Below are 19310 nucleotides of genomic sequence, written 5' to 3' on the forward strand. Positions count from 1 at the left end.
AACATGTTACCAGGCTAGGGTGTATGGCGGCGGCGCGAGAGTCGCGACTGCAAAGGGATTCGCTGCGGTGTTGTGCCGGGGTGCGACGCTGGTGGGAGGTGCGGTGGACGAGGCGATTCGCTCGATCGTGGAGCGTCATGGCCGGTTGACCAGGCCGGCAGCGGAAATTGCGGGTGGTGACGATCTCTTTGCGCTCGGTCTCACGTCCCACGCGGCCGTGAACGTCATGCTGGCTATCGAAGATCGATTCGCGGTGGAGTTCCCAGACTCCCTCATGAGCAAGAACACATTCAGCACCTTGGATTCGATCGCGGCGATGGTCCGCGCTCTCGTCGGCTGAGGAGCCGACGATGCGCATCGCCGTCGTCCATGAGCGGTGGACCGAACAGGGCGGCTCCGAGAACGTCGCGCGGGCGCTCGTCGACACCTGGCCCGGCAGCCGCCTCCACGTCGCCTTCGCAGATCCGCGCACCGTTCCAGCGGAATTGCGCGACCGGATCGCCGTCACCGGGCTCGACGCGGTGCACCGCGCCCTCCGTCGCCGCTCCCATGCGCCGCTCATCCCGCTCGCGCCGGCGGCGTGGCGCCGCCACCGGCCGGATTCCGACGCGGACGCCGTCGTCATCAGTCACCACGCGATGGCGGTCTCTGCAGCGCGATCCTGGCCGGATGCTGCGGTCGTCGCCTACGTGCACTCGCCCGCCCGGTGGGCGTGGCTGCCCGAGCTGTGGTCCGGGGAGGCCTTCGGCGGGGTTGGCCGGCTCGCGCTGGCGGCGCTCGCCGCGCGGACCCGTGCGGTCGAGACGGCCGCCGTGCCGCTCCTCGACGTGGTGGTCGCGAACTCCACCGCTGTGGCGGACCGTATCGAGCGCTGGTGGGGCGTCGCCGCGCAGGTGGTCGCGCCGCCCGTCGATGTCGCGCGTTTCACTCCCGACGGTGCCGCGACCGGCGACTACTTCCTGGTCGCCGGGCGCCTCGTGCCGTACCGCCGCGTCGACCTCGCCATCCGCGCCGCCGAGCGCGCCGGGGTGCGGCTCATCGTGGCCGGAGACGGGCGGCACGACGCCGCGCTGCGCCGCATCGCGGGCGACGGGACGGACTTCCTGGGCCGGGTCTCGGATGCGGAGATGGTGCGCCTGCAGCGCGACGCGATCGCGACTGTCATGCCCGGCGAGGAGGACTTCGGCATCGTCCCGGTGGAGGCCATGGCCGCGGGCACCCCGGTGCTGGCCCGCGCCGCGGGTGGCGCGCTGGACACGGTCGTCCCCGGGGTTTCCGGGGTGCTCGTGCCCGACGCGCCGGACGAGGTCTTCATCGACGCCCTCGCGGTGGCGATGCGCGATCTGCGCCCCGCCGAGTTCGATCCCGCGGCGCTGCGCGCGCACGCCGAGCGCTTCTCCGTACCCGCCTTCCAGGAGCAGATGCGGGCCATCGTGGCGGCGGCGGTCCGGTGAACCGGGTGGGGATCGACCTCGCCGAGGTGGCCGGCATCGAGGAGTCGCTGGCCCTCTTCGGGACGAACTTCACCGAGCGGGTCTTCACCCCGGGCGAGCTGACCGCGTGCGCGGGCGATGCGCGGCGCCTCGCCGCGCGCTGGGCGGGAAAGGAGGCCGCGGTCAAAGCGCTGCGCCTCGGCCCCGACGTGGCGACGCCGCCGCGCGAGATCGAGCTGGTCGACACGCCGCACGGGCCGGAAGTGCGGCTGCACGGCGGTCTCGCCGCCGCCGCCCGAGAGCAGGGCTGGGTCCGCGCCGATGTCTCGCTCACCCACACGGATCACGTCGCGGCCGCGGTGGTGGTGGTCGAGCTCGCCTGCTAGCGCCCCCCGCGGCCGAAGAGCACGGTTCCGACCGAGATCAGGAGGATCTTCGCGTCGAGCCATAGGCTCCAGTTCTCGATGTAGTAGTTGTCGTACGAGGCGCGGTCGCGGATGTCGGTGTCGCCGCGCAAACCGTGGATCGCGGCCCATCCGGTCAGGCCCACCATCACCCGGTGCCGGGACTGGTAGGCGGGGATCTCCGCGCCGAAGCGGTTCGCGAAGTGCGGCCGCTCCGGCCGCGGCCCCACCACCGACATGTCGCCGCGGACCACGTTCCACAGCTGCGGTAGCTCGTCGATCGAGTGGCGGCGCAGAAACCCGCCGAGCCGGGTGATCCGGAGTCGCTCGTCGGTCCAGTCGCGGTCCGACTCCTCGTCGGGGACCGGTCGCATCGTCCGAAACTTGTACAGCGAGAACAACCGCCCGTCCTGGCCGACGCGGGTCTGTCGGAAGAGGATCGGCGCGGTCGGCTCCTGGAGCTTGATCGCTGCGGACACCACGAGCAGGAGCGGGGACAACAGGACCAGGCCCACGAGCGAGGTCACGAACGAGGTCACGCGCTTGACCCGCCAGTGGCTCGAGCGCAGCGCGAGGCGGCGCACCAGCACCAGCGGGGTGGTGTGGATTCGGTCCATGTCGCGGTCCTGGTGCACGAACTCGTAGAGGCGTGGCACGACGTAGATCTCGCAGTCCAGGGTGTCGCAGTCGCGCAGCGGCTCGACCAGCGTGGAGTCGCGATCGCGGGAAAAGGCGACGATCACCGTGTCGATGTTGCGCTCGCGGATCAGGCGGGCGAGGTCGTTGCGACGAGGGATCACCTCGACCGGGAACGCGGTGGCGTCGAGTGGGTCGTCGTCCATCACCATCACGGGCCGCAGGCCGTACTCCGGGAACATGAACATCGACTGGACCAGCCCGCCAGCGACTTTGCCGCCGCCGATGACCAAGGTGCGCCCGCCGTTCCCGGGGTGCCGCGCTCGATGCCGCCGGACCGCGCCGTAGTAGAGCACCCGCGCGGCGAACAGCAGGACCCAGCACACGGCGGCGCCGATCAGCTGCGAGTGGTCGTCCTGCCAGACGGTGATGACGCCGAGCGGCGCGAGCATCCACCCCGCGATCACCAGCTGCGGTGCAGCATCGAGGGCGCTGAGCGTGATCCGCGTGCGGTACAGCCCGAAGAGATAGAAGACGCTCACCGTGAACGAGGCTCCGGCGATGCCCTCGATCGCGTGGCTGACGTGCGACGGCGTAGAGGTGTTCGTGGACGCCAGGAAGGTGTAGACGATCAGGAAGTCGAGGAATGCGAGCGCCCACGAGTGGCGGCGCATGCGGCGGCCGCTGCCGGCCGGTGCACCGTTCGTGCTCAATGTGCTCCTCGAGACTTTCCGATGTTGCTCCGTCGCTCGAATATAGGACATTGGTGCGATGCTGTGACAACCAGTGCATTCCGCGGCCCGCCCGCACGTAGGGTGAGCGGCGTGCAGCCACTCCCGTCCCAGGTCGCGATGCTGCAACTCGCCGCCCAGCACCCGGGCGCGCGGTCGCTCGTCATCGACGCGGCGTGGCGCACCGAGCTCCCCATCGACACCGACGCCCTCGTCCGCGCAGCGACGGGCGCGCTCGCTGAGACCGAGGCCGCTGGGATGGGAGCTGTCGTCGACGGTGGGGCGCGGCTGGTGGTTGCTCGTCGCGCTCCCGTGGGGATGGAGCGCTTCGTCACAGAGGCGGAGTACGAGGCGTGGCGCGCGGCCGGCACGTTCCAGCTCGACGGTGAGCCGTTGGTGCGCGTGAGCATCGTGCGGGTGGGACACGCCCACGTCGTGCGGCTTCTCGCGCATCACGCCGTCCTCGACGGCTACGCCGTCACTCGGGTCTTCCGCCGGATCGTCGCCCGCGTCCGCGCCGAGGCCGACGGTCCACCTCTCCCGCACGAGCGCCTCGGCGATCTCGCGGCCCTCGCTGCAGAGGCCGCCCCACTGCGCCCACCCGACGCAGCGTTCTGGTCCGCCGCGACCGACGGCGTCGGCGGTCTCGGCCGGGAGATCGCCTTCGTGGACCGCGCCGCGCCACCGTCGGGCCGCCCCCGACAGCACCGGGCGAGGATCGCGGCACCGGGGGTCGCGGACCGTCGCACGTGGCCCGCGGAGGCCGTCGGGACCGTCGCGGCGTACACCGCCCGGCACCTCGGCACCGCCGCCGCCCACGTCGGCGTGACCGCGGGTCGGCGCCGCACTCCCCTTGAACGGGCCACGCCCGTGCAGTGGATGGCGGTGGTGCCGACTTGCCTGGCCGTACCGCCGGACGCGACCCCCGCGACCCTCGCCGCCGACGTGCGGCGCTGGCTGGCAGCGGCGTTCGAGCGGATCGCGGCAGGCGAGCGGCCCGAACAATTGCTCACCGAGGTGCCGGCCGCGTGGCGCACCGGACGCCTCTACGGACCGATCGTCAACGTGCTGGCGGACGTGCGGACCGACGGCTGGTCGCTCGACGTGACGGCCTGGGGGCCCGTCTCGGACTGCCTGATCTCGGTGTACTCCGAGCCAGGCGACGTCCTCGTCGTCGACGGTGTGTTCCACCCTGAGCTGTACGACGCGGCGCAGGCGGCAGTTCATGTCGACGCCGTGGCGGTGCTGCTCGGTGCGGCCCTCGCCGAGCCGGACGCGCCGCTGCCCGCGGTGTCCGCCCGGCCGACGGATCCGGACCGGATCGCGGTCCCCGGCGGGTGGGTGGTGCCCGCGCGGATCCACGGCGCCCTGGCCGCCGCCGGCTTCCCCACGGACGGGATCGAACTGCGGACTGCGCCGCCGGTCACCGTCGTGCTGCACGGCATGGACCCCGCGCGCCTGCCGGACGCGCGGGCAGTGCTGCCGCCGGGTGTTCGCGTCCGGATCGGCTGACGATTTGCTGGAACGGCACGAGAACTTGCCAGCCGACCCGATCCTGGGCACGCTGGGTTCCATGGCCGACCACGCACACGCCCACACGCACACGCATCCGGACTGGGAGGCCCTCGCGGCCGAGATCGAATCCGAGGGGGAGACCCTCCTGCCGTACGTGACCCAGGCGCTCGAAGCGATCGCCGACCGCGTCGCGGCGCCCGCGACGGTGCTCGACGTGGGTTCGGGCCCGGGGGTGTTCACTGCTGCGCTGGCGGCGCGGTTCCCGGAGGCGCGCGTGATCGCGGTCGACGGCGCCCCCGCCCTGCTGGAGCGGGCCCGCGAGCGCGCGGCGGCCGCCGGACATCCGATCGAGACGCTGTGCACCGATCTGCCCGCGGGGTTCGCCGAACTGCCTGCCGCCGACCTCATCTGGACCGCGCAGACGATGCACCACGTCGGGGATCAGGGCGCTGCGGTCGCGGCCCTCGCGAGTGGGCTCCATCCCGGCGGCGTGCTCGCGGTCGCCGAGGGCGGCCTGCCGTCGCGGTTCCTCCCGCGCGACATCGGGCTCGGGCGCCCGGGTCTCGCCGAGCGGCTCGACGCCCTGCAGGCCGTCGGCTTCGGGGAGATGCGGGCCGCGCTCGACGGCACCGTCGACGCGCCGGAGGACTGGCCCGCGCTCCTGCGGGCAGCGGGGCTGCGCGACGTGCACGCGCGGACGTTCCTGGTGGATCGACCCGCCCCGCTCGACGACGGCGCGCGGCGCGGTGTCGCCCTCATGCTCGGCCGCTACTTGCGGATGGCGGATCGCTTGGACTCGGACGACGCGGCGGTCCTGCGCCGGCTCACGGACCCGGACGACCCGCAGAACGTGCGACGCCGCCCCGATGCCTTCGTGCTGGCCGCACGAACGGTGTACATCGGGACGGCGTCGTGACCGTCGTCGGAGACTAGGAGACCGTCGCGACTCCGTCGCGGAAGGTGATCGTCCCGTGCTGGAAGGTCTGCTTGATCGCGCCGTTCTCGGCGGTCTCGTCGCTGGTGGGGTAGCCCAGCTTGCCGGTCTCGTGGCCCGCGTCGCCCCACTTGTCACCGATCACGCCGTGCACGACGTGCGCGCCCGAGGCCTCCGACCAGTAGATGGTGCCGCCCTTGAGCGTGAGGTACTTGCCCTTGCCGTCCGGCAGAGCGGAGACGGGGCCGAGGGGCGCGCCGAGGTGCCCCTTCTCGTAGCCGTACTTCGCGTACTCGCCGATGATCGGGCCGTCGGTGAGCGTGACCTCCGTGCCGCCGGGCGTCGCGATGCTGGTCGAGGGCACGGCAGCCTGCGACTCTGAGCCCGCGCCGTTCGTTCCGGACTCGCCCGCGCCGGATCCGTTGGCGCCGGTGACCGCGGAGGCCGCGCTCCCGGCCGCCGACGTGGCGGCGTCCTTCACGTCGTTCGCCGCGTCCTTGGCGTTGTCGCAGGCGGAGACAGTCGCGGTCAGCGCGACGGCGGCGGCTACTGCACCGATCGTCCGTGAGATCCGAGTATTCATAAGAGCTCCCTTCGGCAGCGTGAATCGAACGCTCGGAATGTAACCACATTCCGGGCTCGATTTCAGCGCAGACGCACTGTTTGTATCTGATCCACCGTTCCCACTGGGCCCTCGATGTCGTGAATGACCGAATGCGTCAGACCTGCGCCGTCCGGTCCGGTGGACACGCTCGTGTCGAAGCCGATCGCGCCGCCCACCGGGTCGCGAAACAGGTGTGCAGTGAGGTCGAGGTTCGGATATGCGACCTCCTCCGGCGTGAACCGGGGTGTCATCCCGTTAGCGATGTCAAAAAGTCTCGCGGCTCGTGCGACCGGCCCCGATGGCTCGTCGACCAGGTTGACGTCGGATTCCACCCAGTACGCCGCGCGGCCGGGCCGCACCTCCAGGCGGCGGGTGCGGGCGGAGGCGATGTAGCCGCCGGGCCAGACGGTGCTCGGGTCCCACTCCGGCATCCCCGCCGCGGGCGTGAGCGGGTCGAGTTCGGAGCCAGCGACGCCGCGGGTGTCACGCCGGTCGAGCAGCCACGCGCGCAGGATGAGGCCGGCGCGGCCGGCGTGGCTCAGCGTCGCTTCGACGAGTTCGATGGTGCGGCCCGGGCGGATGACGCGGACGTCCACCTCGACGACCTCCATCGGCAGAGTTCCGAGAATGTCGTAGGACAGGCGCGCGAGCCGCAGGTCGTCGTCGCGCCGCGCGTCGCGATCCCGTTCCACCGCGTGCGCGAGGAGCGCCATAGGAGGGGCGATGTGCTGTTCGGCGGTGTTCCAACCGCCGGAGACGTGCTCAGTCGGACGGAACGCGGTCGCGGAGACCCGGTCGAAGTACGGCATGGGGTGAGCGTACGCCTGCGACCGGCCCGGATCGGGCTTAGGGTTAATTCTCACTAACCGTAATTCGCTCCCGGAGACGGCCGCGCCCCGTACGCCGTGAACGGTGTACGGGGCGCGGCTGCCGGCCGGGGAAAGTGGATCAGGCCTTCACGTCGAACCGGTCTGCGTTGGCGAGCTTGGTCCACGCGGCGACGAAGTCGCCCACGAACTTCTCGCCGGCGTCGGCGGCGCCGTAGACCTCGGCGATACCGCGGAGGATCGAGTTCGAGCCGAAGACGAGGTCGGCGCGGGTGGCCGTCCACTTCTTCTCGCCGGTGGCGCGATCGGTGCCCACGTAGGTCGCGTCGTCGTCGGACGCCGGGGCCCACTTCGTGGACATGTCGAGCAGGTTCACGAACCAGTCGTTGCTCAGCGTGCCCGGGCGGTCGGTGAACACGCCCGCCTCGGACCCGCCGTAGTTGTTGCCGAGCACGCGGAGGCCTCCGAGGAGCACCGTCATCTCCGGCGCCGTCAGGCCGAGGAGGTTCGCCTTCTCGACGAGGAGGTACTCCGCCGGCATCGGCGCACCCTTTGCGACATAGTTGCGGAAGGCGTCGAAGCGCGGCTCGAGCACGGCGAAGGACTCGACGTCCGTATCGGCCTGCGTCGCATCGGTACGGCCCGGCGTGAACGGGATCGTCACGTCGACACCCGCAGCCTTCGCGGCCTGCGCCACGCCGGCGTTGCCCGCGAGGACGACGACATCGGCGAAGGAGACCTTCGTGCCCGACTCCGCGGTGAAGCCCTCGGCGACGCCCTCGAGCGTCCGGATAGCCTGTGCGAGCTCGTCGGGCTCGTTGACCTCCCAGCCCGCCTGCGGCTGCAGGCGCAGGCGGCCGCCGTTGGCGCCGCCGCGCTTGTCCGTGCGGCGGAACGAGGAGAAGGCCGCCCATGCGGTCTTCACCAGCTGCGCGGTGGTGAGGCCGCTGGCCAGGATGCGTTCGGTGATCGCGTCGGCGTCGGCCGCACTGATCGGCGCGCCGTCAGCCGCGGGGATCGGGTCCTGCCAGAGGTGCTCGGTCTTGGGGACCAGCGGGCCCACGTAGCGGGACGTCGGTCCCATGTCGCGGTGGAGCAGCTTGAACCAGGCCTTGGCGAAGGCGTCGGCGAGCTCCTGCGGGTTGTCCAGCCAGCGCTTGGTGATCCCGCCGTAGATCGGGTCGAACCGCATGGAGAGATCGGTGGTGAGCATCGAGGGGTGGGTCTTGCCCGTGCCGAAGGCGTCCGGCACGGAGTTCGCCCAGCCGCCGTCCTTCGGGCGCCACTGGTTCGCGCCCGCGGGGCTCTGGAAGAGCTCCCACTCGTTGCCGTAGAGGATCTCGAGGAAGCTGTTGTCCCACTTGGTGGGGGTGTGCGTCCAAATGACCTCGAGGCCGCTGGTCACGGCATCGGGGCCGACACCGGTACCGTTGCCGCCCTTCCAGCCGAGACCCTGCTGCTCGATGGGCGACGCCTCGGGCTCGGGACCGTTCTCGGCGGGGCCCGCGCCGTGCGTCTTGCCGAAGGTGTGACCGCCGACGATGAGCGCCGCGGTCTCCTCGTCGTTCATCGCCATCCGGCCGAAGGTCTCTCGGATGTCGTCCGCGGCGGCGAGGAAGTCCGGGACGCCCTCGGGGCCCTCGGGGTTGACGTAGATCAGTCCCATGTGGGTGGCGCCGAGCGGCTGATCCAGGTCGCGCTTGCCGGAGAAGCGGCCGTCCGAGCCGAGCCACGTGTGCTCGGGGCCCCAGTAGACGTCCTCCGGCTCAGCGACGTCGGCGCGACCGAAGGCGAAGCCCTCGGTGGTGAAGCCCATGTCCTCAAGCGCGACGTTGCCCGCGAAGACGATCAAGTCGGCCCAGGACAGCGAGCGGCCGTACTTCTGCTTGACCGGCCACAGCAGTCGCCGCGCCTTGTCCAGGCTGACGTTGTCGGGCCAGCTGTTGAGCGGGGCGAAACGCTGCAGGCCCGCCCCGCCACCGCCACGGCCGTCCGTGGTCCGGTAGGTGCCGGCGGAGTGCCACGCCATGCGGATGAACAGAGGGCCGTAGTGGCCGAAGTCGGCGGGCCACCAGTCCTGCGAGTCGCGCATGACGGCGACGACATCGGCGCGCACGGCTTCCACGTCGAGCGTGGCCACCGTGGCCGCGTAGTCGAAGTCGGCGCCCAGCGGGTCACCCTCGGCGGGGTTGTTCGCGAGTACCTTCAGGTTGACCTCGTCGGGCCACCAATCGCGGTTGCCGCCGCCGGCGACCGGCGGTCGCAGCGAACCGTGGGCGACGGGGCAGCCGCCGCTCGTCTGCTCCTGGGGGGAAGTGGTCTGATCCTCGGACACGGCGTTCCTCTCGGTACGGATGTGTGTACGGCTGTTGAAAGCGAGGCGGCCGGGCTGTCGGGCCGCGCGTCACCCACTGTACGTCCGTTGCGCCGCGGATTCCAGCTTTTCTGGAATTATTCTAGAAATACCTGAAAGTCGAGGTGAAAGGCCCTATCGGTGCGGTAGGAAAGGCCTATGGGCGCGATTGACGGGCTCAGCGACGGGCCCGGGGGAAGGCGCTATTGATCGCGTCCAGGAGGGCGGGGTAGCGCTTCGCCTCCGCGTGACTGCCCGGTTTGCCGCTGGAGACGACGGCGGCTGACAGATCCCGCTCGGGGTCGGCCCACATCGCGATCTCAGTGAGGCCGGTGTGCCCGAAGGCGGCAGGAGCATGCCGCCCGAACGGGCCGAACCTCTCGGAGCCCAGCATGTACCCGGTGCCCCACCGCAGGGGCGCGCCGCCGGTTGCGAAATCGGGGCGCAGGCGCCGCGCCTGCCGGGTCGCCGCGGCGAGCGTCTCGGGCCGCAGCACGCGGATGCCGTCGAGTTCCCCACCCCGCCGCAGGATCTCGGCGAACCGGGACAGTTCCTGCGCATTCGAGACCAGGTTCGACGACGGCACGACGCCGGTGAGGAACTGCGGCGAGTTCGACATCGGCACGATCTGCTGCATGGTGCCGCCCACCACCTTCCGGAACGCGGCCTCGATCGCGGGCGGCGCGGGCCGGCCTGTCGCGTAGCTGAGCCCGACGGCGGGTAGGTCCTCCGGCGCGACCCCGAAGTTGGTCCAGCGGAAGCCCAGCGGGTCGAGGATCTCCGTGGCGGCGATCTCTCGGATCGTCCGCCCCGTGGCGGCGAGCACCAGTTCGCGGACCAGCGGGCCCCAGGTCAGTGCATGGTAGAAGTGCAGCCGGCCGGGGGAGTAGACAGGCTTGATCCCGGCGAGCATGGTCCGGGTGTACGCGCTGTCCTCGGACCGCTTGAGGTCCGGCTTAGGGCCGGTGTTGATCGGGATGCCCGCGCTGTGGGTCAGGACGTGCCGCACCGTGATCCGGTCCTTGCCGTCGCTGGTGAACTCCGGCATGTAGTCGGCCACGCGGGCCTCGATGTCGAGGTCGCCGCGCTCGATCAGGCGGTGCAGCACCGTGACCGCCACGCCTTTGGCGGTGGAGTACGTGCAGAACGGGGTGTCGACGGTGACCGCCACGGGTTCGGCCGCCTCGTCGCGGTTCGACGGGAGGTCGGGGCCGTTGCCGCGGGCGTGGCCGATGGCCCGGTTCAGCACGACGCGGCCCTGGTGCCGCACGCAGACCTGGATGGCCGGCTGCATGCCGGCCGCGTACCAGGACCGGGCCGCGAGCCAGATCCGTTCGACGGCGCGCGGATCCGCGCTGGTGTGGTCCTCGACGCCCACGTCGGTGATCACGTCCAGGTCACGCGGGACGCGGATGCGGCCCTCCTCGGGCGCGGGGGCCTCGGACACGGTGTCGCTGCTCACGGGACGAGCCTACGGATAGATTGGCGCGGTGACCCACCCCAGCACCGCCCTCAAGCTCGCCTACGCCGCTCTCGCGGTCGTCGACACTGCGCTCTCGGCTTCGTCGAAGCCGGCCCGCCACCGCGCGCGCCGGTTCACCAAGCCGCTGTTGCTCCCGACCCTCGCCGCGTCTTTCGCGACCGATCCGCGGGCGCAGTGCTCGCCGCTGCGCAACAGCACACTCGCGGGGCAGGCGGCCGGCTGGGTGGGCGACGTGGCGCTCCTCGGCGACGAGCCGAAGCACTTCGCCCTGGGTGCGAGTGCCTTCGCCACGGGCCACGCCGCCTACATCAGCGGGCTGCTGGCGCAGCGCGATCCCGACGCATCACTCGCGCGTCCCGCCGCCGTCGGCGCCGCCTGGGCCGTCGGCGCTCCGCGGACCCTGCTCGCCGCATACCGGACGGAGCCCTTCCTCGCTCCGGTTCTCGGGGGCTATTCCGCGCTGCTGAGCGGCACCGCCGCGGCTGCAACGGTGCTCGGCCCGCAGATCCCTACGGGCGCCCGCCGCGCCACCCTCGCCGGCGCGGGCCTGTTCCTGCTCAGCGACTCGATCCTCGGGCTGCGCAAATTCGTTCTCGCCGACCCTCCTGGGTGGCTCGAGGGTGCCGTCATGGCCACCTACACCGGAGCGCAATTCCTGCTCGCGGAGGGCGCGGCGCGGGCCGGGGTGCCAGCGGCGTAATCCGCGCTGCCCGGGGCTGTGCCCCGGAGAGCGAGGTGCGGACCCGGGCCCGGGCCATGCTGCCGGTGCGGTGGTTCAGTGGGACGCGGGGACCCCGCGGAGCTTGCCGATCGCGTGCACGATCGCGACCACTACGGCGCCCACCGCCAGCCCGAACAGGGCGGAGCCGAGGGTGTTGGCGAGCCAGCCCACGACGGAGCCGATCGACGGAATCAGGTCGTGCGCCCAGGTCTCGACGTGGTGCACCACCGAGTACGGCCAGTGCCAGCCCAACTCGTCGAGGCCCACCAGGAGGATGTGCCCGCCCACCCAGCACATCGCCACGATGCCGACGTTCGCGAGCACGGTGAGTACCACCGGCATCGCCTTGACCATCGCGGTGCCGACCGTGCGGCTGAACTCGGAGGGGCGCTGCGCGAGTGCGAGACCCACGTCGTCCATCTTGACGATCGCCGCGACCACCCCGTAGACCAGGGCGGTGATCAGGATCGCCACCACCACGAGGATGAGCGCCCGGGACCAGATCGACTCGCTCGCGACCTCGTTCATCGCAATCACCATGATCTCCGCCGACAGGATGAAGTCGGTGCGGATGGCGCCGGCGACCACGGTGTCCTCGTCGACCTCGCCCGTGGACGACGACGGCTCCTCGACGTCCCCGTGGCCGCTGAGCTTCTCCCAGATCTTCTCGGCGCCCTCGTAGCTGAGGTAGGTGCCGCCGAGCATGAGGATCGGGGTCAAGGCCCATGGGGCGAGCCAGCTCAGCAGCAGGATCGCGGGGAGGATGAAGACCAGCTTGTTGCGCAGCGAGCCCTTCGCGATGCGCGCGACGATGCTCAGCTCGCGCTCGGGCTTGATGCCCTGTACGTACCGCGGCGTGACCGCGGTGTCGTCGACCACCACGCCCGCGGCCTTGACGCTCGCGCGCCCCGCGGCGGCGGCCACGTCATCGACCGACGCGGCGGCGAGCCGCGCGAGAGCGGCGATGTCGTCGAGCAGGGCAGCGAGTCCTCCGGCCATGGCGACAGCGTAATCGGGGAGGGGTACCCGCGTTTGCCGGACTGCCGTCGCGGGCCGTTGGGGTGAGGGAGGATAATGGAGGAACCGTTACATGGAGACTGTCAGAGCAGTACGTACAGAGTCGACCGACCACGACATTCGGGAGAAGCAAACACACATGAGTGCGCAGCAGCAGACCATCATCTACACGCTGACCGACGAGGCCCCACTTCTGGCCACCGCGTCGTTCCTGCCGATCATCCGCGCCTTCGCCGGGCCCGCCGGCATCGACGTGCAGACGAGCGACATCTCGGTCGCGGCGCGCATTCTGGCGACCTTCCCCGAGCGCCTGACCGACGAGCAGAAGGTGCCGGACAACCTGGCCTCGCTCGGCGCGCTGACCCTCGACCCGTCGGCGAACATCATCAAGCTCCCGAACATCAGCGCCTCGGTGCCGCAGCTGCTGGCCGCGATCACGGAGCTGCAGGGCAAGGGCTACGACATCCCCGACCTGCCGTCGGAGCCCAAGACCGACGAGGAGCGCGACATCGCGACGCGCTACTCCACCATCCTCGGCAGCGCCGTGAACCCGGTCCTGCGCCAGGGCAACTCGGACCGCCGCGCCCCGCGCGCCGTCAAGGAGTACGCCCGCAAGAACCCCCACAGCATGGGTGAGTGGTCGATGGCCTCGCGCAGCCACGTCGCGCACATGAAGCACGGCGACTTCTACCACGGCGAGAAGTCCACGACGCTCGACCGCGAGCGCGACCTGCGCATGGAGCTCGTCACGGCCGACGGCCAGTCCCACGTGCTCAAGGACAGCGTCAAGCTCGGCGCCGGCGACGTCATGGACTCGATGTTCATGAGCAAGAAGGCCCTGCTCGAGTTCTACGAGGAGCAGATGCAGGACGCCTACGAGACCGGCGTCATGTTCTCGCTGCACGTCAAGGCCACCATGATGAAGGTCTCGCACCCCATCGTCTTCGGCCACGCCGTCAAGGTCTTCTACAAGGACGCCTTCGCCAAGCACCAGGAGCTCTTCGATGAGCTGGGTGTCAACGTCAACAACGGCCTCGGCGACCTGTACGACAAGATCGCCACGCTGCCTGCCAGCAAGCACGAGGAGATCGTCAAGGATCTGCACGCCTGCCACGAGCACCGCCCGGAGCTGGCGATGGTCGATTCGGCGCGCGGCATCTCCAACTTCCATTCGCCGTCCGACGTCATCGTCGACGCCTCGATGCCCGCCATGATCCGCGCCGGCGGCAAGATGTACGGCGCCGACGGCCGCACCAAGGACACCAAGGCCGTGATGCCGGAGTCGACCTTCGCGCGTATCTACCAGGAGATCATCAACTTCTGTAAGACCAACGGCGCCTTCGATCCCCGCACCATGGGCACGGTGCCCAACGTCGGCCTGATGGCGCAGAAGGCGGAGGAGTACGGCAGCCACGACAAGACCTTCGAGGTCCCGGCCGCCGGCACCGCGAACATCGTCGACAACACCACCGGCGAGGTCGTCCTTTCCCAGGAGGTCGAAGAGGGCGACATCTGGCGCATGTGCACCGTGAAGGACGCCCCGATCCGCGACTGGATCAAGCTGGCCGTCAACCGCGCTCGCAACTCCGGTACGCCGGTGCTGTTCTGGCTGGACCCGTACCGCCCGCACGAGAACGAGCTCATCAAGGCGGTCAAGGCCGAGCTGAAGAACTACGACACCGAGGGTCTCGACATCCAGGTCATGTCGCAGGTGCGCGCCATGCGCTACACGCTCGAGCGCGCGATGCGCGGCCTCGACACCATCGCTGCCACGGGCAACATCCTGCGCGACTACCTCACCGACCTGTTCCCGATCCTCGAGCTCGGCACCTCGGCGAAGATGCTCTCGATCGTCCCGCTCATGGCGGGCGGCGGCATGTACGAGACGGGCGCCGGCGGCTCGGCGCCGAAGCATGTCAAGCAGCTCACGGAGGAGAACCACCTCCGCTGGGATTCGCTGGGCGAGTTCCTCGCGCTCGCGGTGAGTTTCGAGGACATGGGCATCAAGAACGAGAACGGTGCGGCGAAGATCCTGGCGACCACGCTGGACGCCGCGACCGGCAAGCTCCTCGAGAACAACAAGGCCCCGTCGCGCAGCACCGGCGAGCTGGACAATCGTGGCAGCCAGTTCTACCTGGCTCTGTACTGGGCGCAGGAGCTGGCCGCGCAGACCGAGAACCCGGAGTTGGCCGCGAAGTTCGCGCCGCTGGCGAAGGCACTCACCGAGCACGAGGCCACCATCGTGGAGGAGCTGCGCGCGGTCCAGGGCGAGCCCGCCGACATCGGTGGCTACTACTACCCGGACCCCGAGAAGATGTCGAAGGTGATGCGTCCCAGCGCCACCTTCAACGCGGACCTGGCGTCGCTCGACGCCTGATCGATCCCGCTGGAACGGGCATCGCCGACTCAGGTCGGCGGTGCCCGTTCTGCTATCGCGGGACGGGTGCGGCCAGCGCGACGACCATGTCGGCGACGGTGTCGAGGTCAGCGGCGGAGCGCGCCGGGTCGGGATGAGCCACATGCTGGAGGATCAGGCCGTCGACGGCTGCGAGGATGGCACGGGCGAGCCGGTCCAGGGGTACGGCGCTGGTCTCGTGGGCGCGGTCGGCCGCCTCGGCGCACCACTGCCGCACGACCTCGGTGTAGCGCTCGTACTGGATCCGCGCCAGCTCCTCGAGGCCCGGGGTGCGGAGAGCGTGGGTCACCAGCTCGTACTGCAGCACCTGGAGCTCGCGCTCGTCCGTCACGAGCGCCGACCAGAAGTTCCGCATGCCGTTGCGAATGGCGTGCGCCAGCCCCGCATCGGTCTCGGCCGTGCGCCGGAGCACGTCGGAGATGTCGTCGACCACACGCTCGATGACGGCGTGGAGCAACTGCTGCTTGCTCGGGAAGACGTGCTGCAACGTGCCCAGCGGGATCCCGGCTTCGGCGGCGACCGCGCGCAGGCTCGTCTTGGCGACCCCGTCGCGGATCAGGACCGCGCGCGCCGCAGCGACGATCTGCGGGCCGCGCACCGCGGACTCGACGTAGGGCATCCGGCCTCCGGTTCCAAGGGGTGGGTGTCCAGCAAAGCACACCGGATTCCGGTCCAGGTCTCGACACAGGGGTGTGACTCGGCTTATGCCGAGGAGATCCTCGCCCGGTCGGACTAGCGGCTCAGAGGAAGCGTTTCGACTGCCCGTCGACGAAGGACATGAGCCGCTGATAGCCCGAGCCGGTGACCCGGACCAGTAGATCCAGTGCCACCGCGTCGGGGCCGATGAGGATGCGGCCGTGGTTCTTCTGCACGCCCTTGAGAATGGTGCGCGCCGCGGCGTCGGCCTCGGTGCGGGCCAGGTGCTGGTTGAAGAAGTCGGCGAACGAGGCCTGGTCCTGGCCCTCGGCGACGGTTGCGTTGTTGCAGATGTCGGTCTTGATCCCGCCGGGGTGCACGCAGCTGACGCCCACGTTGTGTCCGCTCGCGAGCATCTCGATCCGGAGGGCTTCGGTGAAGCCGCGCACCGCGAACTTGGCGGCGTTGTAGGCGCTCTGGCCGCCGACGCCGAACAGGCCGAAGATCGAGCTGGTGTTGGCGATGTGGCCGTCGCCGGAGGCGATCAGGTGCGGCAGGAAGGCCTTGGAGCTGTTGACCACGCCCCAGAAGTCGACGTCCATCAGGCGGTCGTAGTCCTTGAAGGAGGTCTTCTCGACGCTCGCGTGGTGCGCGATGCCCGCGTTGTTGAAGACGAGGTTGACCACGCCGTAGTGCTCGGCGACCTCGTCCGCGTAGGCGAGGATCTGTTCGCGCTCGCCGACGTTGACAACCTTGGTGTGGACCTCCGCGCCCAGGGCGCGCGCGTCGTCCGCGGTCTTCTCGAGGCCGATGGCGTCGTAGTCGCACAGTGAGAGCTTCGCGCCCTGGCGCGCCAGTTCGAGCGCGAGCTCGCGGCCCATGCCGGAGGCGACGCCCGTGACGACAGCGACCTTGCCGTGGAAGTCCTTCATACGATTACTCCTGGTTGTCCATGACCCGCGCGAGGAACGCAGCGGCGTCGTCGGCGGCCGCGTACACGGTGCCGAAATGGTCGGTGGGATAGAGCTTCAGCGCGACCGGCTGGCGGTGCACCGCGAGCGCCACGGCCAGCGACAGGCCGGACGCGACGGGCACGTCGATGTCGGTGAGGCCGTGGCCGAGGAAGATCGGCCGGTCGTAGCCCTGCGTCGGTGTGCCCATGTGCGCGTGCAGGGCGTCGTAGATCCCGGGTATGCTGCGCAGCGGCGCGGTCACCCACGTGCTGATCCGCGCGCCGCGCACCGCCTCGCGGGTGTCGTACAGGCTCAGCCGCTCGGCGAGGTCGACGATCCGCCGGCCCTCGTCGCTGAGCAGGCCTTCGATCCCCAGGTCAGGCCGGGCGTCGCGCATCCCGGCCAGAATGTACGCCGCGTAGACGTTGGTCAGCGGCGGCAGCGCGATCGGTGGGAAGGACGGTCGCAGGAACTGCGCCACCCGCTCGATGTTCGCCGGTGTGCCGGTCGCGACCGTCCCGCGCAGGTCGAGGTCGTAGCCCGCGCCGAACTCCGCGGCGTAGCGGGCGCCGTTCATGGCCGCGCCTGCGCCCTGCGACTGGCCGACGAGGGCCCACCGTCGGGCGAGCGGCAGCCCCAACTGCCGTGCGGCCTGCACCGAGTCGATCAGGTTGTGCGCCTCGACCTTGCCATTGAGGTAGCTCATCAGGCCGGGGGTGCCCATGCCCGCGTAGTCGGTGGCGACCACCGCGTAGCCGTGTCGCAGCCAGTGCCCCAGGTAGAACTGCTGCCGCTCGGACTGGGGCTGGGCCGACGGGGTCGCCTCGTCGCACAGCCCGACGGTGCCGTGCGCCCAGGCCACCACGGGCCATCCGCCCGCGGGCGCGTCCCCGTCGGGCAGGAACAGGGAGGCCGTGCTCACGGCCGCGCCGCGCTGGTTGGTGGTGGCGTACAGGAACCGGTACGCCTGCGCCGCCTCGTCCAGGCCGAGCCCTGCGTCGAGCGGCACCCGGTCGATCGGCGTGCCGGCCGCCGGCGCGGGGCCGGAGTACGCGCGCGCATCGAGACCGGACCAGTTCGGTGGACCGATGGGGGTGACGGGATCGGGGGTCGCGAGGCTGCGGAACAGGCCGCCGACGCGGCTGGTCAGCGCGCGTGGCAGGGCGGACGGCGTGATCGGCACCACGCCAACCTAACAGTCGCGCGTGGTGCCCGCCGCCGGGCGACGGGGTATCGCGAGCGAGCAGGCGACGGCGACAGCGCAGACCGCGAGGCAGAGCAGGATTGTCTCTGTGTACGCGCCGGACGAGGGCGTCTCGACGGGGCCCGCCGAGGTCGCGGTGATGACGGTGCCGCCGGTCAGCACCATGGCGACCACGGCCGTGGCCATCGAGGTACCGACCGAACGCATCAGCGCGTTCACGCCGTTCGCCTCGCCGGTTTGCTCGACCGGGACCACGGCCATGATCAGCGCCGGCATCGCCGAGTAGGCGATGCCGAGCCCGGCCCCGACCAGCGCGCTCGACGCCAAGATCCAGGCCCAGTCGATGGGCCACGGCCCGGCGATCGCCAGGAGCAGCACCAGATAGCCTCCCGCGATGACGACGGCGCCGACGGCGAGCGAGATCCGGGCCCCGCGGCGGTCGGTGATCCACGAGCTGACCCGGGAGAAGGCGAACATCACCAGGCCGCTCGGCATGAGGACGAGGCTCGCCTCGACCATCCCGAGACCCAGCCCGGCGGGCGTCTGCTCCGGCGCCATGAGCACCTGGATCGGCATCATCTGCATCGCGTAGAAGGCGAAACCGGTCGCGATCGACGCCGCGTTGGTGAGCAGGATCGGGCGGTGCAGCAGTGTGCGGACGTCGATGAGCGCGTTCGGGGTGCGCAGCTCATAGCGCCACCACGCGGCACCCGTGATCAGGAAGGCGGCGAACAGTCCTAGCGTGAGCGGATCCGTCCAGCCCCACTCGGACGCCTTGGACAGGGGAAGCAGGATGAACGTCAGGACGGCGGTGAGGCCGACGGTACCGATCGCGTCGAAGGTGCCGCCGGCGTCGGCCGGGCCCTCGGGGACCGACCGCAGGATCGCTGCGCCGCAGGCCACGGCCGCGAGCGCACACGCCCAGAACAGGGCGTGCCAGCTGACGTGCCGCGCGATCGACGCGGCGAAGGGCAGCCCGAGGGCGCCGCCGACGCCCAGGGACGCACTCATCGTGCCCACCGCGGAGCCGAGTCGCACCGCCGGGACGATGTCGCGCAGGATGCTGATACCGACGGCGATCGCACCGATGCCGAGCCCCTGCAGGCCGCGGCCGATCAAGAAGGGCAGGAAGGCGCTCGCGAGGGCGCACACCGTCGAGCCCAATGCGACCGCGGCCATCGTGCCCAGCAGCACACGGCGCTTGCCGAACATGTCGCCGAGCCGGCCGGCGATCGGCGTGCCGACCGCACCGACGAGCAGCGTGATCGTGAGCGTCCACGAGGCATTCGACGGCGACGTGGCGAGTATCCCCGGCAGCTGGGGGATCAGCGGCACGATGATCGTCTGCATGAGCGCGACCACGATGCCCGCAGCGCACAGCACGGCGACTGCGGCGCGGGGATATGACTCGGACAGGGCTGCGCCTTCGTGATCGACGGTGGG

17 protein-coding genes are annotated in these 19310 nt (G+C 70.7%); 7 read left to right on the plus strand and 10 right to left on the minus strand.

From position 1 onward, the window contains the following. The first annotated feature begins 103 nt into the window (after window positions 1-103). The 3 genes from HNP44_RS06585 to HNP44_RS06595 are packed head-to-tail and all read left to right on the plus strand — an operon-like array spanning window position 104 to window position 1819. Complete coding sequence (locus tag HNP44_RS06585) at window positions 104-340, plus strand: acyl carrier protein (RefSeq protein WP_259143659.1); 237 nt, start codon at window positions 104-106, stop codon at window positions 338-340. A gap of 10 nt (window positions 341-350) precedes the next feature. Then, a complete protein-coding gene (locus HNP44_RS06590) occupies window positions 351-1454 on the plus strand; it encodes a glycosyltransferase (protein ID WP_259172119.1) in 1104 nt (367 codons plus the stop codon). Between the two features lie 5 nt (window positions 1455-1459). Then, on the plus strand, window positions 1460-1819 hold the full coding sequence (locus tag HNP44_RS06595) for a holo-ACP synthase (RefSeq protein ID WP_259143657.1): 360 nt from the start codon (window positions 1460-1462) through the stop codon (window positions 1817-1819). Here HNP44_RS06595 and HNP44_RS06600 read toward each other — a convergent pair. Further along, window positions 1816-3186 carry a sugar transferase gene (locus HNP44_RS06600; protein ID WP_259143655.1) on the minus strand — a complete coding sequence of 457 codons (1371 nt, stop codon included), beginning with the start codon at window positions 3184-3186 and terminating at the stop codon, window positions 1816-1818. The two genes, HNP44_RS06595 and HNP44_RS06600, sit on opposite strands and share 4 nt — an antisense overlap. A gap of 111 nt (window positions 3187-3297) precedes the next feature. Between HNP44_RS06600 and HNP44_RS06605 the strand changes: the two genes are divergently transcribed. Together HNP44_RS06605 and HNP44_RS06610 are read left to right on the plus strand one after the other, a co-directional pair. Further along, complete coding sequence (locus HNP44_RS06605) at window positions 3298-4716, plus strand: hypothetical protein (RefSeq protein ID WP_259143654.1); 1419 nt, start codon at window positions 3298-3300, stop codon at window positions 4714-4716. Window positions 4717-4777: 61 nt separating this feature from the next. Then, window positions 4778-5635, plus strand: coding sequence for a class I SAM-dependent methyltransferase (locus tag HNP44_RS06610; RefSeq protein ID WP_259143653.1), 858 nt, complete (start codon window positions 4778-4780; stop codon window positions 5633-5635). A gap of 13 nt (window positions 5636-5648) precedes the next feature. On the opposite strand, the gene HNP44_RS06615 is transcribed toward HNP44_RS06610, so the two are convergent. The 4 genes from HNP44_RS06615 to HNP44_RS06630 form a co-directional block, all read right to left on the minus strand. After that, window positions 5649-6236: an LGFP repeat-containing protein gene (locus HNP44_RS06615; protein WP_259143652.1), complete on the minus strand. Its 588-nt coding sequence runs from the start codon at window positions 6234-6236 to the stop codon at window positions 5649-5651. 62 nt (window positions 6237-6298) lie between these two features. Next, window positions 6299-7066: a thioesterase family protein gene (locus HNP44_RS06620; RefSeq protein ID WP_259143650.1), complete on the minus strand. Its 768-nt coding sequence runs from the start codon at window positions 7064-7066 to the stop codon at window positions 6299-6301. A 139-nt stretch (window positions 7067-7205) separates the two neighbouring features. Continuing rightward, window positions 7206-9419 (minus strand): catalase/peroxidase HPI, encoded by a 2214-nt coding sequence (gene katG, locus HNP44_RS06625; protein WP_259143648.1) that lies wholly within the window; start codon window positions 9417-9419, stop codon window positions 7206-7208. 196 nt (window positions 9420-9615) lie between these two features. Continuing rightward, the gene (locus HNP44_RS06630; protein ID WP_259143646.1) at window positions 9616-10899 is read right to left on the minus strand and encodes a beta-lactamase family protein; all 1284 of its coding nucleotides are present in this window, start codon (window positions 10897-10899) and stop codon (window positions 9616-9618) included. 28 nt (window positions 10900-10927) lie between these two features. On the opposite strand from HNP44_RS06630, the gene HNP44_RS06635 reads away from it, so the two are divergent. After that, on the plus strand, window positions 10928-11620 hold the full coding sequence (locus HNP44_RS06635; RefSeq protein WP_259143643.1) for a lysoplasmalogenase: 693 nt from the start codon (window positions 10928-10930) through the stop codon (window positions 11618-11620). Between the two features lie 75 nt (window positions 11621-11695). Here HNP44_RS06635 and HNP44_RS06640 read toward each other — a convergent pair whose 3' ends face one another. Then, window positions 11696-12640 carry a DUF808 domain-containing protein gene (locus HNP44_RS06640; RefSeq protein ID WP_259143641.1) on the minus strand — a complete coding sequence of 315 codons (945 nt, stop codon included), beginning with the start codon at window positions 12638-12640 and terminating at the stop codon, window positions 11696-11698. Between the two features lie 157 nt (window positions 12641-12797). Here HNP44_RS06640 and HNP44_RS06645 point away from each other — a divergent pair, with 157 nt between their 5' ends. Next, the gene (locus HNP44_RS06645; protein WP_259143639.1) at window positions 12798-15035 is read left to right on the plus strand and encodes an NADP-dependent isocitrate dehydrogenase; all 2238 of its coding nucleotides are present in this window, start codon (window positions 12798-12800) and stop codon (window positions 15033-15035) included. A 52-nt stretch (window positions 15036-15087) separates the two neighbouring features. Here HNP44_RS06645 and HNP44_RS06650 read toward each other — a convergent pair whose 3' ends face one another. The 4 genes from HNP44_RS06650 to HNP44_RS06665 all read right to left on the minus strand — a co-directional run bounded on the left by HNP44_RS06650 (window position 15088) and on the right by HNP44_RS06665 (window position 19250). Further along, window positions 15088-15693, minus strand: a complete 606-nt coding sequence (locus HNP44_RS06650; protein WP_259143638.1) for a TetR/AcrR family transcriptional regulator — start codon at window positions 15691-15693, stop codon at window positions 15088-15090. A gap of 121 nt (window positions 15694-15814) precedes the next feature. Further along, window positions 15815-16642, minus strand: coding sequence for an SDR family NAD(P)-dependent oxidoreductase (locus HNP44_RS06655; protein WP_259143637.1), 828 nt, complete (start codon window positions 16640-16642; stop codon window positions 15815-15817). A 4-nt stretch (window positions 16643-16646) separates the two neighbouring features. Next, window positions 16647-17849 (minus strand): lipase family protein, encoded by a 1203-nt coding sequence (locus HNP44_RS06660; protein WP_445515050.1) that lies wholly within the window; start codon window positions 17847-17849, stop codon window positions 16647-16649. 6 nt (window positions 17850-17855) lie between these two features. Next, complete coding sequence (locus tag HNP44_RS06665) at window positions 17856-19250, minus strand: MFS transporter (protein ID WP_310437664.1); 1395 nt, start codon at window positions 19248-19250, stop codon at window positions 17856-17858. Window positions 19251-19310: the final 60 nt, after the last annotated feature.

Source organism: Tsukamurella ocularis (assembly GCF_024807615.1).
Lineage (GTDB): Bacteria > Actinomycetota > Actinomycetes > Mycobacteriales > Mycobacteriaceae > Tsukamurella > Tsukamurella ocularis.